Genomic DNA, 22,568 nt, shown 5'->3' with positions numbered 1-22,568 from the left:
CCTGCCGCGTCCCGTCCAAACCGGCCAATGCCGCTGCAAGCTGGCACCACCTGGAACGCTGATCCCGCTTTGTTAGGATGCGCACCTGCGACCCAGGAGCCAAGCGCATGCTGCCAACCGTGTTTCCCGAGCCCGAGCTGTTCCTGCCGGAGCGCGGCGAGCCGTCGTTGCGATGGGGCGTGCTGGGACCTGGGGCGATCGCCTCCGCGTTCGTGAGCGCGCTGCGCAGCCATACCGGGCAACAGCCATTCGCGGTGGCCTCGCGTACGCGTGCGCGTGCCGAGGCCTTTGCAAGAACGTGGGCGATGCAGCGCGCCTATGACAGCTACGCGGCGTTGGTCGAGGACCGCGATGTCGATATCGTCTATATTGCCACCCCGCACAGCGAACATCTGCAACATGGCTTGCTGGCGCTGCGCGCGGGCAAACATGTGTTGATCGAAAAGCCCATCACCACGCGCGCCGACGATGCGCGCGTGCTGGTGCAGGAGGCGCGGCAGCGCGGTCTGTTCCTGATGGAAGCCATGTGGAGCCGCTACCTGCCGCACACCGCGGTGCTGCGACAACTGCTGGCCGATGGAGCGCTGGGCGAGCTTCGGCATGTGTTTGCCGACCTGAGCCAGCGCGGCCCCGGCGATGCCGCGCATCGACAGCGCAATCCTGCGCTCGGCGGCGGCGCGCTGCTGGACCTGGGCGTGTATGCGGTGCAGTTCTCCTCGATGATTCTGGGCGCACCGACCGCGATCGCGACGACCGGCGCGCTGACCGACACCGGCGTGGATGCCTTTTCGACCATGGTGCTGTCGCATGGCGGCACCGCGCAATCCACGCTGATCAGTTCCATCGTGGCCCGCAGCAGCTCCAGCGCCTATGTCACCGGCGGCCGAGGCCGCATCGATCTTGCCGGCGAGTTCCATAACCCGACCTCGCTGAGCCTGGTCGGCAACGAACACGCCAGCACGCCGGCGGTGTGGAAGGATCCCACCGGAATCACCGGCTACGCAGGCCTGTCGTGGCAAGCGACAGCCGCCGCGCGCTACATCGGGGAAGGGCGCACGGAATCGCCGCTCCATCCACTAGACGAAGTGATCCAGATCATGACCACCCTGGATGCGGCGCGCGCGCAGCTGGGATGACGGGCAGCGTTTTGCCTGGGCACATCCTCACGTCTGGATTGCATCGCCTGGCGCGTTGGCCGCAGGTTCGATCCCCAAACGCAAACGGCCCGGACGAGCCGGGCCGCTTGCAACGTGCGCGATCAGAACTCCTGCCAGTCGTTTGCATCGTGCGCAGCGCCTGCGGCCACCGGCCGGTTGACTGCAGGTGCCTGGCGTAGCGGGTTTTTGACAGCAACGGCGGGGCGGCCAGCAATCACGCGGGGCGGTGTCGCAACAGGCGTTGCCGGACGCGTGGTGCGTGTGCCGTCGTCGCTGATCTTGAACACCGACACTGCCTGGGTCAGCTGCACGGCCTGTTCTTCCATCGAGCGTGCCGCCGCGGTGGCTTCTTCCACCAGCGCGGCGTTCTGCTGCGTGGTTTCGTCCATTTGCGTCACGGTGGTGTTGACCTGTTCGATGCCGGCCGACTGCTCCTGCGATGCCGCGGAGATCTCGCCCATGATGTCGGTCACACGCTGCACGCTGGCCACGATCTCGGCCATCGTGGAGCCCGCCGTATGCACCAGCGTCGAGCCTTCGGCGACCCGCTCGACCGAATCGTCGATCAGGCTCTTGATCTCCTTCGCCGCCGCGGTGGAGCGCTGGGCCAGCGTCCGCACTTCCGATGCCACCACGGCAAAGCCGCGGCCTTGTTCGCCGGCACGTGCCGCTTCCACCGCCGCATTCAGGGCCAGGATGTTGGTCTGGAACGAGATGCCGTCGATGACGGAGATGATGTCGGCAATCTTCCTGGACGAGGCCTCGATACCGGCCATGGTCCCCACGACCTTGCTCACGATCTCGCCGCCTTGCGACGCCACGCCCGCCGCACCGATCGCCAGCTGATTGGCCTGGCGGGCGTGTTCGGCATTCTGGCGCACGGTGGAGGTCAGCTCTTCCATCGAGGCGGCGGTTTCTTCCAGGTTTGCGGCCTGCTGCTCGGTCCGCTGCGACAGGTCCTGATTGCCGGCGGCGATTTCGCTGGCGGCAGCATTGATCGACACGGCAGAGTGCTGGATGCGGCCGACAATCTCCGCCAGCTGCGCGGCAGTGGCGTTGGCGTCGTCACGCATCTGCGCGAACACGCCCTTGAAGTCACCGGTCATCCGTGCGGTGAGATCGCCTGCGGCGATGGATTGCAGCAGCGACGACAGCGATTGCAGGTTGCCGTCGGCAGTGGCCATGAGCTGGTTGAGGCTATCGACCATCACATGGAAGTCGTATTGAAAACGCTCGGCATCGCCACGTGCGCTGAAGTCGCCATTGGCCGCAGATTGCGCCAGCTGCTTGATCTCGTGGTTCATCGCAGACAGGTTGGCCTTCACCTCGTCCATGGTCTGCGTCAGCACGGCTTTTTCGCCGGGCAGGCGCTCCATGCTTTCGCTGAGGTCGCCGATCGCATAGCGCCCCATGATGCGTGCCAGGTTCGCCTGCACCGCCAGGTGCGAGGCCACCAGCGTATTGGTGTCCCCGGCCATGCGGCCGTAGTCGCCAGGAAACGCCGTGGCATCGATGCGGAAACTGGTCTGGCCATCATCGTGGCGCCTGGCCATGTCGCTCTGCGCGCTGAGCAAGGATTGCAGCTGCGTCTGCATGCCACGCATGGCGCGCAGCAGCCGGCCGGCTTCATCCCTGGCGTCACTGTCCACGTCGTTGTCCAATTGGCCGTTGGCAATTGCCTCTGCGGCCCGGGTTGCGCGTGCCAGCGGCTGGGTCAGGCTGCGGGTGATGAGCCAGGCGAGCAGGCTGCTGATCACCACCACGGCAATGCCACCGCAGATGATCAGCAGCTTGCCGCGATTCATCGACGCCACGGCGTCGGCGTAGGCTTGCTGGCTCTGGCCTTCCTGTCGCGTCACCAGCTCGCGGATCTTGTCCTGCCATGCCATCGTCGCCGGGCGCGCTTTTTCGCTCAGCAAGGCCTGCGCGGGCGCATTGTCGTTTTGCGCGGCCAGCGCCATGACCTGATCGTTGATCTTGCCCGAGATCGCGCGTCGTTCGTCCATCTCGGTGCGAATCTTGCGACCTTCCTCGGAGCTGGGCAGCGTATCGAGCTTGGCCCGCAACTCGTTGTAGCGCTGGCGCTGCGCCTTGATGGTGGTGAGCGCGTCGTTGTTGAGTTCATCGCTGGTGGCCATGGCATAGGTGCCAAGCGCAATCAGGATCGATGAGTTGGCATCCAGCATGCCGTTGCCGATCTGGATCTTGGCCATGCGGTCGAGCACGATGAAATCGAATTGCTGCCTTGCGTTGGCCAGGGTGACCAGGCCGGTTGCCACCAGCAGGCTCGACAGCAGGATCAGGGCACCGAAGGCGATGCCGAGACGGCGGCCGACGTTATAGCGTTGCAAATAAGCAGTCATGCGGGTCGTCCTGATGTCCAGCGGGTGGCACCGGCCGGCACCGCGTGATGTTCGCGTGAATGCCTCGGCAACGTGATAACGACGCCACGAAGGCAAACTTAAACCCTCCGCTCCAGCCCGCATTTAGCTGATATTTTCGTTCACGCAGGTCAGGGAAAAACCGACTGGCGGCGCCGCGACGATCCACGTGACACTGCTGACGCTGTTGCATCGGCAACATCGCGCTCGGTCCTGGCGCGTGGGTATAACCCAGGCATCGGAGACGGCGAACGTCTCGTAGCCGGCGTCGGGGTCGAGCTGTTCGGGGGCACCGCTGGTGGGTCTTGCAGCGCGGTCGCCCCCCGTGCTCCGGACGCCATGTCGCGCGCCATCACCGACTCACTCAGCCGCGACGCCCCAAGCCTGATCATGCGCGCCATGAACAGCAGTACCCAGATCACCGCGCGAACGATCACGATCACCCCGGCAGGCGCAGCATCGGCCGGCAGCGAGGTCGTGGTGCACTTGTCGGCCAGCCCGGACCCGCGCTGGCAGGCATGTTTCAATTTCATCGTGCAAGGCCGCGATGGCTTCTTCCTGCAGGGCAGGCCGGTATTCGACAACGCGAGCTTTCACGGAATCTTGCAGGCCGGGCAGGCCGAGGCCTTTCGCCAGGAGTTGCCGGATCTGCTGGTATCAACCGGTGCGCTTGCGCGTGCCCAGGTGAACAAGGACGCGGCGCGATAACCGGGCGGGGGCGCCCGTGCGAGGTGCCCCAGAAGGCCGTATCTGCCCGGTCAATCGGTGGTCAGCCTAAAGAAGCGGCATCTCGCAACGGCTATTTGTCTGCACGAACGGGGCTACCCGTCTGCACGCTGCCCGCACATCCGCAGCGATGCACCTCCGCGTTACCGTGCGAACCGGGCGCGCCCAGTAGGCGTGGCGCGGGGCTACAGATCCAGCGCCATGTCCCACCGCTCCAGTCCGGGCGCATAACCGTCCACCGTTACCTGCTGCACGACAAAGCCGAAGCGGGCGTAGAACTGCTGGGTATGTTGACTCGTATCCAGTACGACGCGCCGGATGTCCGGCCTCTGGTGCAATGCGTCGAGCCGGGCCAGGAGTAACTGCGTTCCCACGCCGCGGCGGTGCAGGCTCGGATGGACCATGCCCCAGCACAAGCTCGCCGTGATGCCATCGGCATTGATCGCATAACCGGCGCAGCCAGCAATCTCGTTGCCACGCTCCAGCAGTTGGTAGTGCCACGCCGCAGCGTGCTGGATCAGGAAGCCAGCGAAGTCGACGCGTTCCCCGGCACTGAAGAACGCCGGCACATTCGCGTCGAACAGGGCCATGCACACATCGAAGTCCTGGGAGTGGTACGGCCGAATCGTGTCCATGTGCGTAGTCTGCCCCAGACGCGCAGGCGATGTAGCGGCATGGCATCGCGTGCCGTCTGAACACAGCTCGCCAAGGAGCGACAGCCTCAGGTCCATCTGTCACCCTGGCCACGCGGCAGCAGGGCGAGGGCGCGGCGCACCTGCTTCCAGGCTGTCGCCAATGCCTTGATCGCAGCGACGCATGCGTTCGACACGGCAGCGGCTTCGGCGTGCTGCTGATCGCTGTGGAGCCAACCGGGCGGATCACGCGCATTGACGCGCAGTTCGAGTGCCCGGCGGCATCGGCCTGGATGAGACGGGCCACGGCTGCATGACCTGCAAACCAGGCCTCCTGCGGTGCGCAACAAGCCGGGACACCCCGCGCTTGTTGCGTCGCCTGGGCTCAGGCCCGGTCCGTCGCCTCGCGCACGAAGTCTGCATAGCTGCGCAGCGGTCGCCCCAGGATGGCCTGCAGTTGTTCCACCGTGCCGTCGGCCGCCTGCATGCCGTGGATCTGGATGCCGGCCATCATCAGGCGCATGTCGTAGGCCAGCCAGGATGGGCCATACGCGGCCAGCTGCGCTTCGAAGGCGGCCACGTCATCGCCCGCGTAGGCGATCTCGCGGCCAATCGCCGTACTCCAGACCTTCGCCGCGTAGGCGCCCGTCACTGCATGTGGTCCGACCAGGTCGAGCGTGATGCGCGCAAGCGCGGCGGGTGCGCGGTCGCGTCGCAGCAATTCGACCACCGCGATGTCTGCGATATCGCGCGCATCGATCATGGCCACACCGGCCGCGCCGATCGGCATCGGGTAGATGCCGTACTGCTGGATCGTCTGCTGGATCACCGCTTCGTTCTGCATGAAATACGCAGGACGCAGAATCGTCGCCGGAATGTCGAGGCTTTCGATCATGCGCTCGACGGTGTGCTTGCCGGTGAAGTGCGGCACGTTGGTGAACTTGTCGGCATGGATGACCGACAGGTACACGATGCGTTCGATCCCTGCGTCCCTTGCCAGGTTCAGGGCGATCAACGCCTGCGTCACTTCGTCTGGAGTGACTGCATTCAACAGGAACAGCGTGCGCACCGACGACAACGCGGCACGCATCGACGCGACGTCGGTGAGATCTGCGATCACTTCGGTGACACCCGTCGGAAAGGCGCGCTTGCCAGGCTGGCGAACCAAGGCCCTGACCTCCGCGCCAGCGTCGGCAAGGCCCTGGGTCACGAGGGAACCGATGGTGCCGGTGGCACCGGTAACGAGAATGCTCATGTGAATCTCCTGCTGTGGATGGAAGGGTGCATCAGCGCGACATCTCCGCAACGACTGGCGTCGCGGTGACGAGACGATATGCCGTTGCATCGCCAATACGAAGGCGCCAGGATGTAGATGCCCGGTTTCAAAAATGGAACACCATGGATCTCAATGCGTTGATCGATTTCGCGCTGGTCGCAGCCAACCAGGGCCTGGGAAAGGCCAGCCGTGCCAGTGGCAGATCCAAGGCGACCTTGTCGCGCCGCATCGCCGAGCTGGAGGAGCAACTGGGCGTGCGGCTGGTCGAGCGCAGCGCACGTGGCCTCAGGCTCACCGAGGCCGGGCAGCTGCTGATGGACCGCACCGAAGTGCCGTTGAGCGAGGTGGCCGAGGCCATGGCAGCCGCACGCGAAGGGCTCTCGACCCCGCGCGGGCGCTTGCGGGTGGCATCGCCGGTGCTGTTCTCGCAACTGGCGATGGGACGCATTGGCGCGGAGTTCTGTGCGGCCTATCCGGAGATCACGCTCGAGGTGGTGGCAGAGGACCGCACGGTCGATCTGGTGGAGGAGCAGTTCGATGTGGCCATCCGGATCAATCCGAGCCCGGACAGCAGCTTGGTCGGGCGCTGCTTCGCCAGGGATCGGCTGGTGGTCGTGGCCGCACCCAGCATCGCCATGCCCACCGGCGGCGCAGTCACGCCGATTCCCGCCGTGGTGATGTCCAGCTTCCAGCCGACCACATGGACGCTCGATGACGGGCGTCTGGTCCTGGAACCCGTGCCAAGGCTGCGGTTTTCCTCGTTCCTGATGGTCCGCGACGCAGCGATGGCCGGCGGCGGCGTGGCGCTCATTCCACAGTCGATCGCATGGAACCAGCTCGCGCGTGGCGAACTGCTGCAATGGGGCACCATCGCCGGCGTGGAGCCGGCGCTGTGGGTGTTGCACACGTCCAGGCGCCTGGCTGCCCCGAAGGTGCGCGCCTTCGTCGACTTCATGTGCGACAGGTATCCGGATGCGTCGCTTGTGTTGAAGGGGTAGGGCGCTGGACCTCGCTTGCGCTGGCCAGGCGCTCGCCCAGCCCTCACATGCGCAGCAGCCGCCTTGCCAGGCTACGGCCGGGCGCTGTGCCTGCCTGGTCGGCATTGCTGCCCAGGATGGGGCGACGCAGATGGGGCGGCGGCAGGCAGATCAGCACGCACGGCGTCTTCGCCAGGGCGGACTGCAGCGAGGAGCGCCAGACGCCGCGGCGGACGACGGCGTCGTGTTCGACCACCAGCACATCCGCGCAGGCGCGTTTGAGCAGGCCGGCGATCTCGCGCCGCGGGTTGCCGACGGCCACGTGGATGCGCACGCGCAGGTCCTCGTCGGGCAGTTGCTGGACCAGGTCGCCAAGCCAGCTGGCGGCCGCGTCCTCGCCCAATGGCTTGTCGTGGAACAGGCTGTCCACCAGCAGGCCTTCGCTGATCTCCGGCACCACGTGCAGCAGGTGCAGGTCGGCGCCGCGGCGGCGTGCCAGGGCGGCGGCATCGCGCAGCGATTCCAGGCTGGTTTCGCGGCCGGTGATCCAGCAGGCCACATGGCCGCCGACCGCCCCGTCGCGCGGGATCGCATCGGCATGCGGCAGGGTCAACATGGGCGTGGCCACGCGCTGCAGCACGCGCGCCCGCAGCGAGACGTGCAGCGGGCGCGGCAGGCCGGTGCGTTCGGATGGCGGCATGATCAGCAGCGCGTCCTCGCGGCTGCGGCAGAACGAGACGATGCCGGCGGCGGCAGGGCCACCGGCGAGTGCGCGCTCGCAGCCCGGGTAGTTGGAGGCCTCGGCAAAGAAGGAATCCAGCGACTGCTGGGCCTGTGCACGCTTGCCCTTGGCGTGCACGTGCAGGATGGTCAGGCGCGCGCGCAGGCGGTCCACCAGTTGCGCCACGGTCGGGATGGCGGCATGGCAGGTCTCGGAAAAATTGGTGGCGAAGATCAGCTGGGTGGGGGTGGTCTGCATGGCGGGCTCCGTGGTCAGTAGATGAAACCGTCGATGGCGCGCACCTCGCGCAGTGGCACGCGCTGGCCCAGCATCTCGCGCAGGGTCAGTTCGATGCCGCGCGACAAAGCGGTCATCGGGGTGTCGTGCACGGTGTTCTCGAACGGGTCTTCGATGGCGCTGCTGGCGCTGTCGATGGCGATCAGGGTGAAGCTGATCAGCACCGAGGCGATCGGCATGGCCAGGCCCATGCCGGCGATCAGGCCCAGCGGCACCAGCCAGCAATACATGTTCACCAGCGTGCGCGGCAGCGAGGAGAACTGCCGTGGCAGCGGGGTGTTCTTGATGCGTTCGCAGGCGCCCTGGATATTGGCCAGCGTGGTGAGGTTGGCGTCCAGCGACGACCAGCGCAGGCTGTCGAGCATGCCCCAGTCGCGCGCCTGCTGCAGTTGCTGGCCCAGCCGCAGGGTCAGCGCGTTGGGGATGTTGGCGTAGCCGCGCAGCTCGTCGGCGCGTGCCTGGCCGAGCAGCCCGGCCAGCTCGGGAAACGGATTCTGTCGGCGCAAATGGCAGCGCAGGGCGTGCACGAAGGCGACCTGGTGCACCACGATGTCGTCGCGCAGCGTGGCCTGGCGCGGGTCGGCAGCATCCACATCCAGCGCGGTCAGGGCCTGGCGTGCGATGGCGCGCGAGGTGTTCACCAGCGTGCCCCAGAGCTGGCGCGCTTCCCACCAGCGGCCATAGGCCGCATTGGCGCGGAACGCCAGGAAGATGGTGAGCGCCGAGCCAAGCTGGGCCAGCGGCAGGGCTTCGATCGACAGCCACTGCCAGCCGAAGAAGGTGTACAGCACGGCCACCGCGCAGTCGAACGCCAGCAGTACCAGCAGGCGCTTGTAGGTCTTGGGCCAGATGCGTCGCAACGGAAACGTATCGCGGGTGATCATGGGAAGGGCAACATGGACGTGGGGTAGGGCCATTACACCCAGCCTCCACGGTCGTGTCTGCCATCCTTGCGCCAGCGTTGGACAGTGCACGCACCGTCCGAACGATGCGGACGGACTATCTTTCGATAGGGTGAAATCCGCAGGCCTGGCCACGATGCTGTGGCATCAACCACAGCGAGAGAGGAGCGGCATTGCAGCGCAGGTGCATGGGGTGGCAATGGACAGGCTGAGACTGCCATTCAAGTGGCGCGGGCAGGTGGTCAAGCTCAATCGCGGCCCGACGCTGTGGGCGTCGCTGGCGATGCTGGCCTCGCTGGTGTGGGCGGAGTGGTACTCGCACCTGGGCGTATCGCTGGGGCTGCTCTACATCCTGCCGGTGGTACTGGCGGCCACGGTGCTGTCGCGGCGCGACATCGTCATCGCCGCGATCGCCTGTGCGGTACTACGCGGCCTGTTCGTGACCGACGAAACCCTGGTCGAACAGGCGCTGCGCTTCTTCATGGCGACGATCGCCTATGCCGGCTGCGGCTTGCTCGTGGCCGAGATCAGCCGCACCCGCCGGGTGATCCTGGCCCATTACGTGCAGCTGCGCGCCGAGCAGCGATTGCGCCGGCGGCTGGAGCGACAATTGCGGCTGCTCGCCGAGAGCAGCCCGGCCGCCTTGCTGACGGTGGCCGGCGACGGCCGCATCGTGGCGGCCAACCGCGCCGCACACGAGATCCTGGACATGGCCGAGGAGGGTGGGCTGGAGGGCCGCGCGGTCCGCGAATTCCTGCCGCTGCTGGACGACGCCTTGAGCATGAGCGCCAACCTGGATGGCATGCGCACCTCGGCCAGCACCTGGGGCTGCCGTAGCGATGGCACCCGCTTCCCGGCCACCACCTGGTTCTCGGTCTACGAGGACAGTGAAGAGCGGCACCTGGCCGCGATCCTGGTCGACACCAGCGAGGAAGTGCGCGCGCGCGAATCGGCGCACTTCGACGATGTGCTCAAGAACAATCGCCTGCTGGCCGGCGCGGTGTCGCACGAGATCCGCAACCTGTGTTCGGCGGCGGGCGTGGTCACCTCCAACCTGGCGCGGCATCCGGCCATTGGCGCAGATCCGGACCTGGCCGCACTGCGCAGCCTGGTGGCGGCATTGATGGAACTGGCGTCCTTCAACCTGCGTCGGCAGCTGCCCGACGAGGCGCACGAAACGCGGCTGCAGACGCTGTGCAGCGAACTGGACGTGATCATCCGCTCGGACTGGGAGGACGTCGACGGCCAGCTGGTGATCCAGATCCCGGCCGAGTTCCCGTCGGTGCATGGCGACCGCCATGCGCTGCTGCAGGTGCTGCTCAACCTGGCACGCAATTCGTTGCGCGCGGTGCAGGCGCTGCCCCCGCAACGCCGCCAGTTGATCGTCAGCGCACGCCTGGAACAGCAGCGTGCGGTGCTGAGCGTGCGCGACACCGGGCCCGGCATCGCCGAGCCGGGCCGCCTGTTCCAGCCATTTCGCAGCGACAGCGACGGCTCCGGGCTTGGCCTGTACATCTCGCGTGCCCTGATGGCCAACCAGGGCGGTCTGCTGCGCCATGCGCCCGGCGGCGAAGGCGCCTGTTTCGAGCTGCATCTGCCGCTGGCGCATGCACCGTATGCGGAGGCGCTGGATGGATGAGTCGCGGCGCGAACCGGTGCGCCTCTACCTGCTGGACGACCACACGCTGTTCCGCGAGGGCCTGCTGCGCCTGCTCGGTGCCGACGCCCGCTTCGAGGTGGTGGGGCAGTCCGGCACCTTGGCGCAGGCCATCGTACAGATCGCGTCGCTGACGCCGGACGTGGTCATCCTCGACTACGACATGGGCGAGTACAACGCGCTGGACTACATGCGGCGCCAGGCCGAGCAGCCGCGCCGCCCGGCCACGCTGGTCGTCACCGCCGGCCTGCCCGAGCGCGACGCACTGGCCTTGATCCGGCTCGGCGTGTCCGGCATCTGCCGCAAGGATGTCTCCACCGACGAACTGATCGACAGCATCCATGCGGTGGCGATGGGCCGGGTGCTGATCGACCAGCGCTACCTGCAGTCGCTGGTTGCCCAGGGCACCCAGGAAAGCCGGCCCAGCTTCACCGACCGTGAGCGCGAAGTGCTGCGTGGCTTGTTGCGTGGGCAGTCCAACAAGTTGATCGCACGCCAATTGGGCAGTTCGGAGAGTGCCATCAAGGCGACGTTCCAGCAGCTGTTCAACAAGCTCGACGTGCGCTCGCGCAGCCAGTTGGTGATGGTGATCCTGCAGGATTATCGCGACCTGGTGTGAGGCGTCCTGTCGCTTTGAGCAATGCCGCGCGAGCGATGCAGATGCAGATGCTTAGCGGTTGACGCCAATGCAGTCGCAGTGGCACGGGAACGTATTGGCCCGTGCAACAGGGCAGCAGATGTGACGCAGGGCCACCACCCGGCAAGCACGCCAACCAGGATGCTGCGGGCGGTGTCGACCGCCAGCCGCAGGGCCTGGAACCATCACACCGTGTCGGACTCATCTGCACGAGGCGTGGACGAAGCGCCGGTCATCATGCGCGCCTGATGGATTGAGGTGTTACATGGCGAAGCCGACGCTGTTCTTCCTGCATGCCCTCGGGTCCAGCAGCAACGAGTGGTCTGGGGTCATCCAGCAACTGGATGCGCGTTTCGACTGTGTGGCACTGGATATTCCCGGTTTCGGGGACGCGCCGCCGCTGACGCATCTCGACACCGCCGCACTGGTTGCCTGGTTCGTCGACGAGGTGATTCGGCGGCAACCGACGTGCTGGCTCGCGATCGGACACAGCATGGGCGGAAAGATCGCCAGCCTGGCAGCAGCGCAGGCACGCGAGGGGGTGGCGGGGCTTGCCGGCCTGGCCGGGGTGATCCTGGTCGCCGCATCGCCGCCGGCGCCCGAGCCGATGGACGAGTCGCGCCGAAACACGATGCTGGCCTGGTTCGAGAAGGGCCACCCCTCGCGGCAGGAAGCGGAGCAATTCATCGACGACAACTGTGCGGCGACGTTGCCAGCGCCGGTCAGGACTGCCGCTGTCGAGGATGTGCTGCGAACCAACGCCAACGCGTGGATCGCCTGGCTCGCGCATGCAAGTCGTGAGGATTGCAGCGCACAGGCCGGCTGCATGCACGTGCCTGCGTTGATCATCGCCGGCAGTGACGACGGCGACCTCGGCGAAGCGGCGCAAACAGCATTGAACGCGCCGCACTATCACGATGCGCGCATCGCCGTGGTGGCCGATGCCGCGCACCTGATCCCGTACGAACAACCGCAAAATCTCGCGCAACTGATCGCAGCGCACGCGGATCACTGCGTGGACAGGCGCCTGCCCGAGGACTTCATCACGCTGCTCAACGCAGACAGGGTTTCCCCACGCATGCGCAAGCTGCTGCTTAGTCGGCACGCGGGCCCGCCCGCCAGTGCGCAGGGCGTGCTGAGCCAGCATCAGCTAAAGCTCCTCGGCGCAGTGGTCGCACGTGTCCTGGATGGCGCCGACGATGCGCGCGCGATTGCACGGCGCATCGATGTCCAGCTTGCCGAAGGCGCCGGCGATGGTTGGCGCCATGCGGCGTTGCCACCGGACCGGCTTGCGGTGCCGCTGGGGCTCGACGCGCTCGACGCGCTGAGCAACGGCTTTGCTGGATTGCCTGCCGAGATCCAGGATCACTGGCTGCGCGCGGTGTCGCGCGCGACGGCCGGTGATCCCTCGGCACACGGGCTGGATGCAGCGCAGCTGGCGCACTGGTTCGAGGACATCCGCGCCGAAGCCGCGCGGACCTGGGCCAGTCTTCCCGCCACGATGGCGGCAATGGGATACGACGGCTTCGCGGTTGGCGGCGCTGGTATCGACAGCCCGGGCTATCAGCAGACCGCAGCCGACCGGCAGGAAGCTTGGCAGCTTCCTGCCAAGGGTCTTCGATGAGTCCCGACGCTTCGGTCGATGCCGTGGTGGTGGGGAGCGGGGCAGGGGGCGGCCCATTGGCTGCACGGCTCGCGCAACGAGGTCTTTCGGTGGTGGTGCTGGAGGCGGGTGCGGCCTTCAGCCCTGCGTCCCATCTGCCCGATGAGCTGACGACCGGCATCTACTGGATGGAAGAGCGCCTCAGCGGCGGGCAGACGCCCACCGCATTTGGCGCCAACAATTCCGGGTCGGGCCTGGGTGGTTCGACCCTGCATTGGGGCGCCTTCTGCCCGCGTCCGGACAAGCGCGACCTGAGCCTGGCAACGCAGACCGGGCAGCGCGGCATGGACTGGCCGATCGCGCATGAAGAGCTGCTGTCCTACATCCGCCGCGTCGAGGAGTTCATCGGTGTGTCCGGGCCGGCGCACTATCCCTGGGATCCGGAGCGCAGCTACGCGTATCCGCCGGCGCAGCGCAATGCGTCGGCCGGCGCGATGGAACGCGGTTGCCGCACGCTGGGCATCACCGCTACCGATGCGCCTGCCGCATTGGTGACCAGGGCGCACGAGCAGCCGCACCACGGCAGGCGCGCGGCCTGCAACAACTGCGGTGCCTGCCATCAAGGTTGCAGCAACGGCGCCAAGGTGAGTGTCGATACCACCTGGCTGCCACTGGCGCGCGCGCACGGCGCGCAATTGCGACCCGATTGCCGGGTCATTGATATCGAGCGCGACGCCAGTGGCATGGTCAGCGCGGTGGTCTACCAACAGCACGGGCGCGAACTGCGCCAGCGGTGCGCGAGCCTGTTCCTGTGCGCAGGCGGCGTGGAGACACCGCGCCTGCTGCTCAACCTGGGCCTGGCCAACTCCAGCGGCCAGGTGGGGCGCAATTTCATGGCGCATGTCGCCACCCAGGTGTGGGGGGAGTTCGATGCCGACATGCGCATGAACCGTGGCTACCCATCGTCGCTGATCACCGAGGACATGCTGCGCCCGGCCAATGCCGATTTCGTCGGCGGCTATCTGGTGCAGAGCCTGGGCGTGCAGCCGATCACCCTGGCCAACACGCTGGCGCGTGGCGCGGGCCTGTGGGGGAGGGAACTCGTATCGACCATGGCGCGCTACAACCGCCTGGCCGGCATCGGCATCAATGGCGAATGCCTGCCGCAGGACGGCAACCGGCTGAGCCTGTCCGACGAGCGCGATGCCTTCGGCCAGCGCAAGGCGCGTATCGACTTCAGCTACGGGCCCAACGAACGCGCACTCGATGCGCACGCCCGCGCATCGCTGCACGCAATCTGGGAGGCGGCAGGTGCCCAACGCATCTTCGCCGCCGCCCGCTCCGCGCACACGCTGGGCACCTGCCGGATGGGCACCGATCCGGAGCAGGCGGTAGTGAACCCGGACGGCCGCGCTTTCGATATCGCCAACCTCTACATCTGCGACAACTCGATTTTTCCAAGTGCACTGGCAGCCAATCCCGCGCTGACGCAGATGGCACTTGGCCTGCGCACGGCGGAGCGCTTTCTCGCCCGCTAGTGACGCGCGTACCACCACCAATCCCTACCACCAGGAGTTCAGCATGGATCTCGGAATCAACAATCGGATCGCCCTCATCAGTGGCGGCGACTCGGGAATGGGCAAGGAAACCGCGCGGCAGCTGCTCGAAGCCGGCGTGCGCGTGGCAATCACCGATCTGCCCGACGGCACGCTCGACCAGGCCGTGGCGGAGCTGTCGGGCCTGGGGCAGATCATCGCCATCGAGGGCGATGTCACCCGCGAGCAGGACGTCACCTCCATCTGGACACAGGTGCGCGAACAACTGGGCGACCCCGACATCTACATCAACGCAGCGGGCGTGACCGGCGCAACCGGCGATTTCCTGGAGGTCAGCGATGCGGGCTGGCTCGAAACGCTGGACATCAACCTGATGGGCGCGGTGCGCATGTGTCGCCAGGCCATTCCCGCGATGCGCCGCAAGCAATGGGGCCGGATCGTGCTGTTCGCCTCGGAAGACGCCGTGCAGCCCTATGTGGATGAATTGGCCTATTGCGCGTCGAAGGCAGGCATCCTGAGCCTGGCCAAGGGCCTGTCCAAGGCCTACGGCCCGGACAACGTGCTGGTCAATACGGTGTCGCCCGCATTCATCGCCACCCCGATGACCGACAAGATGATGCAAAAGCGCGCCAGCGAAAACGGAACCACGTTCGAGCAGGCGATCCAATCGTTCCTGGACGAAGAACGTCCCGGCATGGTGCTCAAGCGGCGCGGCCGCCCGGAAGAAGTGGCCTCGGCGGTTGCCTTCCTGTGCTCCGAGCGCGCCAGCTTCATCAACGGCGCCGGGATCAGGGTGGATTCGGGGTCGGTCTTCACCATCGCGGGTTGAGGCGGGCGTCGTTCCGAAATGCGGTGAGCTACATAAGCTGCCGCATCCTTTCTTTGCACCCGGTAACAGGTGCCGATAAGTAAGCGCATGCGTAACCGGCTGCAGGAATACTGCAGCCGCGTTGCCCGGGAAACCAGCTCGTTACAGCGGAGCGGGGCACCACGTTTGCGGCGACGCATTATCTACAGGCGCTTGGCCACCACCTGCGGAGCACGGCTGCTCAAAGCCCCCCGATACCCCTTCTCACGCCGTCGCAGGCATTGCCTTCGGCAAGGCAGGAGGCGCTACTTTCCGATTCCCGCTGTGGCATCGCCGTCACCGGCCGCTGCCAACGCTTTCGGCGCGAACCGATAACCCATCGAGCGCCAGGACGATGCGATGCCCAGGTCATAGCCGTAGACCAGCGTGACGTGGATCGCCGACATGGCGGCCGCCTTCTTGTCGTTGGCGAGGACGACCTTGGCAATGTGCTGCGCCAACGCTTTGTCGTCGATGCGCCGTTCGGACAGGTTGACCTGCACAACCACAGATTCGACATTCGGCGTGCCGAACGCCGTATTGTGCACGACGCGCACGGACTGCACGCCCGGCTCGGCACTGACGGCTTCCTGGGCCGCCAGCAAGTCCTTGAAGTCGTCGCTCTGCGCAAGTTGCCCGGTAAACGCCGGTAACGCTGCGGCTGCAACCAGCAACACACCGACCACGACCAGGTGCACACGCCACACCGGCATCGGCCTGACGGCGGCGACCGGCGTCTGCGCGGTCACCACCGAACTTCCCACTGCAAGGTCGTGCAACGACCGGCGGCCGCGGCGATTGAACAGATACAGATAAAGGATCGAGAGCGTCCCGCCGAAGATCAGCAGCGTCAACACATACTGCATTGGCGAGAGCAATACGTCGCTGTCGAACGGTGCGCCGTTGAGGAAGAACGGGACACCCAATACCGAGTAACGCAGCAGCGACTGGGGAAGCCCCAGCAGGGCACCGTCCCTGCCAGCCACGCGCGCGCCGAGCAGGCGCTTACCCAGAGTCTGCCCTGTGCAAAGCGCGCTATTCATGACACCGAAGTAAGTCAGTGCAACGAGGAATCCGAACAAACGCCCATAACCGCCCATCCGCACGAACACATCCATCAACGCCCAGCCGGCCAACGCACCAGCCACGCCGAGCACCAGGCAATCGACCAAGAACGCACCAGACCGCCGCCAAAAACCCGCCGCGCCAGGCGCAGTATCAACTTCCATGTAGTTCCCCGTAAGGTGTTCTCCCGGGCGGGATGATGCCATGCTGCAGTCAAGGAGACCACGAGCCGGCAGCTTTAGCTGGTGATTCCCCTGCAATTTGGTGGCAGATAAATTCTCCGTTTCTGCCAAAAACCGGGTCTGGTTAAGGAGTACGGCTTGGGGAAGGAACTACTGATTAGGGAGCGTTATCGTGGATAGGCAAAGCGGTCGATCATTGGTGCGTACATAGCGATGCTAGACCGCATCGAGTAGGGTCGCCGGATCAAAGCATTTCTCACGCTGTGAGACGAGTTGCCTCGAAGCTTGGACTCAATCTTCGGGGAAAGCGCATGCCTAGACGCCGCACCATCGCCTGCGACCACTGCGGATACCTGCAACTTAAGAGGGACACTGAGTGTGACCAGTGCGGGCACCTCACACGGCGCGAACGTGACCTTTGGCTTGCAAAGGCAATCCAGATCGTAATCATCTTGGTGGTCGGACTCTACTGGTACCTCAGGCTGGCCGAACTGGGCCAGCCTTGATATGGGTGGATCTGGTTTCGTTTGGATTGTAAGGATGCATGTGAAGCAGTGATCGGCAGCGATGGCCGATCACCACCTCAGAACTTTGTGACATCGTCTTAGAGCCGCTCCCGCGACGCTAGCGGGGCGGGTCACCATGATTTGCTTGTCTACGCATCTCCAATCCTATAACGTTGAAACCTAGCCGTCTCTTTGATGGGATTGGTTGTGATCACCACCGCTGCCAGCGTGGGGTGGGTGGGAATGGATTCCTAACTGATGCTGCAAATGCAGCTGACAAGGAGTGTTGCCGTGTCAATTCGGGCCGTGGCGCGTTTCTCTGCTTCCTCAGTTCTGTCAATGAGCGCGCGTTACGCGGCGCTCTTGGCGCCGGTTGTTCTGGGGGCCTATGCATTGCAATTTGCTAACCCTGCGCAGGCCCAAACCCCGCCCAAGGCTACGTTCTGTGCAGCGGGCATCGGCTGCTACGACACGATGGAGAAAGCCGCCGATGCCATTCGCAACTCCAAGGACTACCAAGGCATCGGTCAGTATTTGAAGGCCTACTCAAGAGGTTTTTTGAATCGGGGGGCGGGAGAGGTCTGGACCTACTTCCGTGTGCCGTCGCTAAAGGCTACCTCGGTCTCTAACCCATCCTATGGGGTCAACCTAGGTATCTACGGGGTCGGAAACCCCGGCTGCACAGCGTCCCCAGAGTTTGGATCAAGCTGGTGCACGGATGAAGGAGCACTCATCGCCAAGTCGTTGGACATCCTAACGACCAAGGTCGGGAAATCTTGCTCGCTCCAGTCCAATGTTCAAACGTCGGACTACAACACGACGGGACTGGGTCTGCTTCCAAGTGGCGATGTTAGCTATAGCTCAGACAAATATTTCACCTCGACATTTAATTGTCCGTCGAACTCGGGGGCACCTGTCTCGGTGTCGTGGCGCTGGAATGTCTACAAAAAGCGAAAGTTGACGTGCGAAGCAAGCTTCACGCCTTTTCTTGGAAACTCAATTCTCGCGGAGGCAGCTCTTACGACAGAGGCTCTTTGTAAGCCCAAGAACGATGACAACACCTGGGTCACGTCACCCTTAAAGCAGTTCCAAAGCTGCAGCACCAACAATCCTTGCCATCCCACGACAGGCGACAAGTCTCGCGAAGAGAAAGACTTTGAGTTCGCAGGTCGCTCGTTCAATCGCTACTATCATTCCGTCAACCAGACCAAGAGTGTCATTCCAGTCGGAGAAGGCTGGTCGCTGAGTTACAGCGACCGATTCGATAGTTCCAACACAGCCTATCTCGACGAGGCGGGCAACAGGGATGTTTTCACCACGGTTGCTGCTGGCACCGGCCGTGCCCGGAATTCGGGGCGGCTATATCGCCGCATCAGCAACAGCACGACGTATTACCGTGTCATCGAAGAAACTGGCGAATACCGCGATTTCGGCAAAGATGGTGAGCTGCTCGCGGTGCGCAATCCAGCCTCACCGGATCGTGACGTAACTGTGGTTTACGAGGGCACGCGCATTGCGCGATTGGTTGATGGCCGTGGCCGCGCCGTGACGTTTGCCTACACCGACGGGCGTGTCACAGGCATGGAGATTCCGGGTGGCGGAATCGTCCTTTACGACTACGATGTGGATGGGAATTTGATTACCGCCACCTATCCCGACGAGGCGAAGCGCCTTTACCACTATCACGAGAAGGGACTTGCAGAACCTCAGCTGGTCAACTATTTGACTGGTATCACCGGGGAGAACGGGCAGCGCTATGCATCGTTTGGTTACGACACCTATGGACGCGTGATCAGCAGCGTTCTCCATGGCGATACCGAGGTGGTCGATGGAGTGACCCTGAACTACGTGGCCGAAGGCGTCACGGAAGTCACCCAGGCCTCTGGCGCGGTCAAGCGCTTCGAATATGGGCCTACCATCTTCAGCCCAATTAACAACGTGACCGAGGGCGCAGCCAGCACGTCCAGCGCCTACTTTAGCGATGGTCGACTGCAAAGCGTGACGGACGCATCGGGCAGCAAGGTGTCCTACGAATACGCGCCTGCTTATCAATCAGCGGTGACGGTCGGTGACGGCACGCCGGAGGCAGTGCGCACCGAGAGCGTGCGGGATGCCCTGACACACCAAATGACCGAGCTCAACATCAAAGGGGCGCAGGGGCTGGTTGTGTCCAAGCGTTGGACTCGCAATGAGCGCGGCCAAGCATTGACCCAGGTCGAGCAAGATGCCGTTTCCGGGAAGCAGCGTCAGCAGACCTTCACCTATTGCGAGCAGGCAGACGTAACTGCGGGAAGCTGCCCCCTGGTGGGAGTGCTGCTGCGTGTGGACGGGGCACGCACGGATCTCAGCGACGCCACCACCTACGACTACTATCCTGCCGCCCAGGGCGGAGACCTGAAGACGATCACCAATGCCGCGGGCCAGGTTACACAGTTCCTTAGTTACGATGGCGCCGGCCGCTTGCTGTCGCAGAAGGATCCGAACGGAGTCGTGACCGACTACAGTTACGATGCGCGAGGTCGGCTGACGGCACGCATGGTCCGGGGACAGGACAGCGGCTCGGAGGCGGATGACCGCATTACGCGCTACAGCTATTGGCCCACCGGCATGGTCAAGCAGGTTGCCCTGCCGGGCGGCGACGTGTCTAACTTCACCTATGACAGCGCATCTCGGCTGACCAAGGTATCGGATCGTTACGGCAACTCCCTCGTCTACACGCTGGACGCGTCGGGGCACCGGATCAAGGAGGACATCACGGATGCCAAGAACACCTTGCTGTTTACGGTATCTCGTATTTACGACGAACTCGGTCGTCTGGAGACGCAGGCGGATGCGCAAGGCAACCCGACCAAGTTTGCCTATCACTCGGTCGGCACGATGAAGGAGCGAACCGACGCCATGGGCCGTTCTAGCGCCTATACCTACGATGCCTTGCATCGCTTGAAGCAGAGTATCGAAGACACCGGCGGCATCAAAGCGACGAGCGCTTTCCAATACGACGTGCTTGGACAACCGTCAGTGGTGACGGACCCGAAAGGCTTGAAGACGACCTACAAGCGCAATGGTCTGGGCGAACTGTTGGCGTTACAGAGTCCCGACACGGGCAGCACCGGCTTCACCTACGACGACGCAGGCAACGTGCTGTCCAGGAAGGACGCAGCTAACCGGCAGGCCACCTACACCTACGATGCCTTGAACCGCCCAGTGTCGGTGACCTATGCCGATGCAGCGCTCGAGACCCGTTTTGTCTACGACGTGGCCCCGGCCGTCTGCGTGGCGGGAGAGCAATTCGCAGCCGGGCGCTTGGCCAGCATGAAGGACGGCAGCGGCACGACGCAGTATTGCTACAACCGATTCGGCGACCTGGTGCGCAAGGTCCAGACGACCAATGGCAAGGCATTGACGGTCCGTTATGCCTACACGGCAGGCGGGAACTTGACGAGCATGGTTTATCCGGACGGGGCGATGGTTGACTATGTCCGCAATGAGCTGGGCCAGATCGCCGAGGTGGGCTATACCGCGCCTGGCGGCTCGCGCGAGGTGTTGGTCAAGGGTGCCACGTATCTGCCCATGGGCCCGGTGGCCGGCTGGACCTACGGCAACGGCCGCGTGCTGACCCGAGCTTACGACCAGGATTACCGCCCCAAGGCCATTCAGGACAAAGCGGTTGGCGGTCTGGATGTCGGGTTCGGGTTCGATGAGGTGGGCAATCTCACCTCACTGACCCCAGCCGGCAATCCGACGCCGGAGATCGGCCTGGGCTACGACACGCTCGGCCGCCTCACAGCCCTCACCGACGGTGTCACCGGAACCGTCATTGATGGCTATAGCTATGACGCCACCGGCAATCGCCTCAGCGCCAAGGTTGGCAGCGTTACACAGGCTTACACCTATCCAACGACAAATCATCGCCTGAGTGCAGTAGCTGGCGTGGCGCGCACCTACGACAAGACAGGCAATACGCTGAGCATCGGTGGCAAGGCGCGGGAGTTCCCCTACGACGCATCCGGCCGCATGAGCATGGTCAAGCGTGCAGGCGCGCTTGTGATGAATTATCGCTACAACGGTAAAGGCGAGCAGGTGCGCCGCTTCCTCGGCACCACCAACACCTACACGCTTTACGATGAAGCCGGCCACTGGCTGGGCGACTACGACACCAATGGCGCGCCCAAGCAGCAGGCGATCTGGCTGGACGACATGCCGGTAGGCCTGCTGGCCAACGCCAACAGGCTGCACTACATCGAACCCGATCACCTGGGCAGCCCGCGTGTGGTAGTTGACCCGGTTCGTAACGTGGCGGTGTGGAGCTGGAGCCTAAAGGGCGAGGCCTTCGGCAACACGGCGCCGAATCAGGATCCGGATGGCGATGGTGCGGCGCTGTTGCTGGATATGCGTTTTCCTGGTCAGCGCTACGACGCCTCAACTGGACTCGTTCAAAATTATCGTCGTGAATATGATCCATCCACAGGAAGGTATTTGCAGAGCGATCCGATTGGCTTGGCAGGGGGAGCTTCCACCTATTCTTATGTCGAAGGAAGTCCTTTTATCGCAGTGGATCCCCACGGGCTTCTAAGGTATCGTCTTGGGGCTGTCAGTAAATATCCTCGCACCGTTGCGTATCTAGACGATCTGCAGAAAAGGATGACGCCAAAAAAGTACGAGGGATTCGCTCGCTTTGGAAGGATTGATAAGGGCCATTTGGACGATCTGCTTAGAAAGTGTGCAGGTCCCGTTATAACCCCTAAGGCGATGCGTCATGATCATGGTCAGTATACTCCTCGACAGGGTGAAATTTTTATCAATGAGGCGTATTTCGAAAAATACGAATCCGGTAATCGAGACGCTCAATTCTTAAAGGATTTTGACGCCACTGTTGAGCATGAGCTTGTACATTTTTCCGAAGCTTTTTTCAATGGCGATAACTTCAAGGGGGAGGAGGGCGACTTATATGAGAATTCTGTATATGGAAGGCCGATGCCAATTTACTGAAAAATTAAGAATATTTGTTGTAGCTATCGGATTGTTTCTAAGCTTGGCTGCTTGCTCAAAAAGTGGGGCGCAGGTTGACGAAAGTTATTCGCCCATTAAATCTTGCGATGGTGAAATAATAGATGTACTGATTGCCATAAGTAATAACTCAGAGATAGCCGCTTATGGCTCGGAATATTTCACCGGCTCTGAAGTGGTATTCTTGTGGGATGAAGGGTCGAGAAGTTTTGGTAAATGTAAGCGCGTGCAGGGGAATGTTCGGATAATCGGATCAATTGAGCCAAATTACGTACGCCCGCGAGATTTTATTCTCGTCGAAAAGATATATGCTGATTCAGATGCAGCGTTCGTTCAATTTCATCTTGTGCCCACTGGTAAAAGTGGAGACGTGTTCCTTAGGAAGCAGAAGGGGCATTGGCGCGTGACGCAAAAGAGGCTTTGGGAGAATTGAGGCGCT

The 22,568-nt window shown here is 63.8% G+C and carries 16 protein-coding genes; 10 read left to right on the top strand and 6 right to left on the bottom strand.

The annotated features are described in order from the left end of the window. Positions 1-107 precede the first annotated feature (107 nt). Entirely contained in the window at positions 108-1,136 is a 1,029-nt protein-coding gene (locus CPBF1521_RS11610; protein WP_115677040.1) for a Gfo/Idh/MocA family protein, read from the top strand. A 122-nt stretch (positions 1,137-1,258) separates the two neighbouring features. Here CPBF1521_RS11610 and CPBF1521_RS11605 read toward each other — a convergent pair whose 3' ends face one another. Further along, positions 1,259-3,520 carry a methyl-accepting chemotaxis protein gene (locus tag CPBF1521_RS11605; protein WP_115677039.1) on the bottom strand — a complete coding sequence of 754 codons (2,262 nt, stop codon included), beginning with the start codon at positions 3,518-3,520 and terminating at the stop codon, positions 1,259-1,261. A 417-nt stretch (positions 3,521-3,937) separates the two neighbouring features. Between CPBF1521_RS11605 and CPBF1521_RS11600 the strand changes: the two genes are divergently transcribed. Continuing rightward, entirely contained in the window at positions 3,938-4,246 is a 309-nt protein-coding gene (locus CPBF1521_RS11600) for a hypothetical protein (protein ID WP_115677132.1), read from the top strand. A 203-nt stretch (positions 4,247-4,449) separates the two neighbouring features. Here the strand turns inward: CPBF1521_RS11600 and CPBF1521_RS11595 are convergent, their stop codons facing one another. Both CPBF1521_RS11595 and CPBF1521_RS11590 read right to left on the bottom strand, forming a co-directional pair. Next, the gene (locus CPBF1521_RS11595; RefSeq protein ID WP_115677131.1) at positions 4,450-4,854 is read right to left on the bottom strand and encodes a GNAT family N-acetyltransferase; all 405 of its coding nucleotides are present in this window, start codon (positions 4,852-4,854) and stop codon (positions 4,450-4,452) included. Positions 4,855-5,281: 427 nt separating this feature from the next. Next, positions 5,282-6,151 (bottom strand): NmrA family NAD(P)-binding protein, encoded by an 870-nt coding sequence (locus CPBF1521_RS11590; RefSeq protein ID WP_115677038.1) that lies wholly within the window; start codon positions 6,149-6,151, stop codon positions 5,282-5,284. A gap of 143 nt (positions 6,152-6,294) precedes the next feature. Here CPBF1521_RS11590 and CPBF1521_RS11585 point away from each other — a divergent pair, with 143 nt between their 5' ends. Continuing rightward, positions 6,295-7,170, top strand: coding sequence for a LysR family transcriptional regulator (locus tag CPBF1521_RS11585; protein WP_115677037.1), 876 nt, complete (start codon positions 6,295-6,297; stop codon positions 7,168-7,170). Positions 7,171-7,213: 43 nt separating this feature from the next. Here the strand turns inward: CPBF1521_RS11585 and CPBF1521_RS11580 are convergent, their stop codons facing one another. Then, entirely contained in the window at positions 7,214-8,128 is a 915-nt protein-coding gene (locus tag CPBF1521_RS11580; RefSeq protein WP_115677036.1) for a universal stress protein, read from the bottom strand. Between the two features lie 14 nt (positions 8,129-8,142). Next, on the bottom strand, positions 8,143-9,051 hold the full coding sequence (locus CPBF1521_RS11575) for a bestrophin family protein (protein ID WP_104582611.1): 909 nt from the start codon (positions 9,049-9,051) through the stop codon (positions 8,143-8,145). Positions 9,052-9,268: 217 nt separating this feature from the next. Here CPBF1521_RS11575 and CPBF1521_RS11570 point away from each other — a divergent pair, with 217 nt between their 5' ends. The 5 genes from CPBF1521_RS11570 (at position 9,269) to CPBF1521_RS11550 (ending at position 15,351) form a co-directional block, all read left to right on the top strand. Continuing rightward, positions 9,269-10,708, top strand: a complete 1,440-nt coding sequence (locus CPBF1521_RS11570) for an ATP-binding protein (protein WP_104582610.1) — start codon at positions 9,269-9,271, stop codon at positions 10,706-10,708. Further along, positions 10,701-11,345 (top strand): LuxR C-terminal-related transcriptional regulator, encoded by a 645-nt coding sequence (locus tag CPBF1521_RS11565; RefSeq protein WP_115677035.1) that lies wholly within the window; start codon positions 10,701-10,703, stop codon positions 11,343-11,345. The genes CPBF1521_RS11570 and CPBF1521_RS11565 overlap by 8 nt, the downstream gene beginning before the upstream one ends. Before the next feature lie 283 nt (positions 11,346-11,628). Continuing rightward, positions 11,629-12,987 (top strand): alpha/beta hydrolase, encoded by a 1,359-nt coding sequence (locus CPBF1521_RS11560; protein WP_115677034.1) that lies wholly within the window; start codon positions 11,629-11,631, stop codon positions 12,985-12,987. Next, the gene (locus CPBF1521_RS11555) at positions 12,984-14,504 is read left to right on the top strand and encodes a GMC family oxidoreductase (protein WP_115677033.1); all 1,521 of its coding nucleotides are present in this window, start codon (positions 12,984-12,986) and stop codon (positions 14,502-14,504) included. Before CPBF1521_RS11560 ends, CPBF1521_RS11555 begins: the two co-directional genes overlap by 4 nt. A gap of 43 nt (positions 14,505-14,547) precedes the next feature. Further along, a complete protein-coding gene (locus CPBF1521_RS11550) occupies positions 14,548-15,351 on the top strand; it encodes an SDR family NAD(P)-dependent oxidoreductase (RefSeq protein ID WP_115677032.1) in 804 nt (267 codons plus the stop codon). Positions 15,352-15,635: 284 nt separating this feature from the next. Here the strand turns inward: CPBF1521_RS11550 and CPBF1521_RS11545 are convergent, their stop codons facing one another. Next, positions 15,636-16,598 carry an RDD family protein gene (locus tag CPBF1521_RS11545; RefSeq protein WP_115677031.1) on the bottom strand — a complete coding sequence of 321 codons (963 nt, stop codon included), beginning with the start codon at positions 16,596-16,598 and terminating at the stop codon, positions 15,636-15,638. Positions 16,599-17,380: 782 nt separating this feature from the next. On the opposite strand from CPBF1521_RS11545, the gene CPBF1521_RS11540 reads away from it, so the two are divergent. Both CPBF1521_RS11540 and CPBF1521_RS11535 read left to right on the top strand, forming a co-directional pair. Continuing rightward, positions 17,381-22,111 (top strand): RHS repeat-associated core domain-containing protein, encoded by a 4,731-nt coding sequence (locus CPBF1521_RS11540; protein ID WP_115677029.1) that lies wholly within the window; start codon positions 17,381-17,383, stop codon positions 22,109-22,111. Next, entirely contained in the window at positions 22,071-22,562 is a 492-nt protein-coding gene (locus CPBF1521_RS11535; RefSeq protein WP_147295453.1) for a hypothetical protein, read from the top strand. Before CPBF1521_RS11540 ends, CPBF1521_RS11535 begins: the two co-directional genes overlap by 41 nt. Positions 22,563-22,568: the final 6 nt, after the last annotated feature.

The sequence above is a fragment of the Xanthomonas euroxanthea genome (assembly GCF_900476395.1).
GTDB classification, from domain to species: Bacteria; Pseudomonadota; Gammaproteobacteria; order Xanthomonadales; family Xanthomonadaceae; genus Xanthomonas; species Xanthomonas euroxanthea.
The sequence above is the reverse complement of the archived record's forward strand: the minus strand, read 5'-3'. Positions and strand labels throughout refer to the sequence as shown.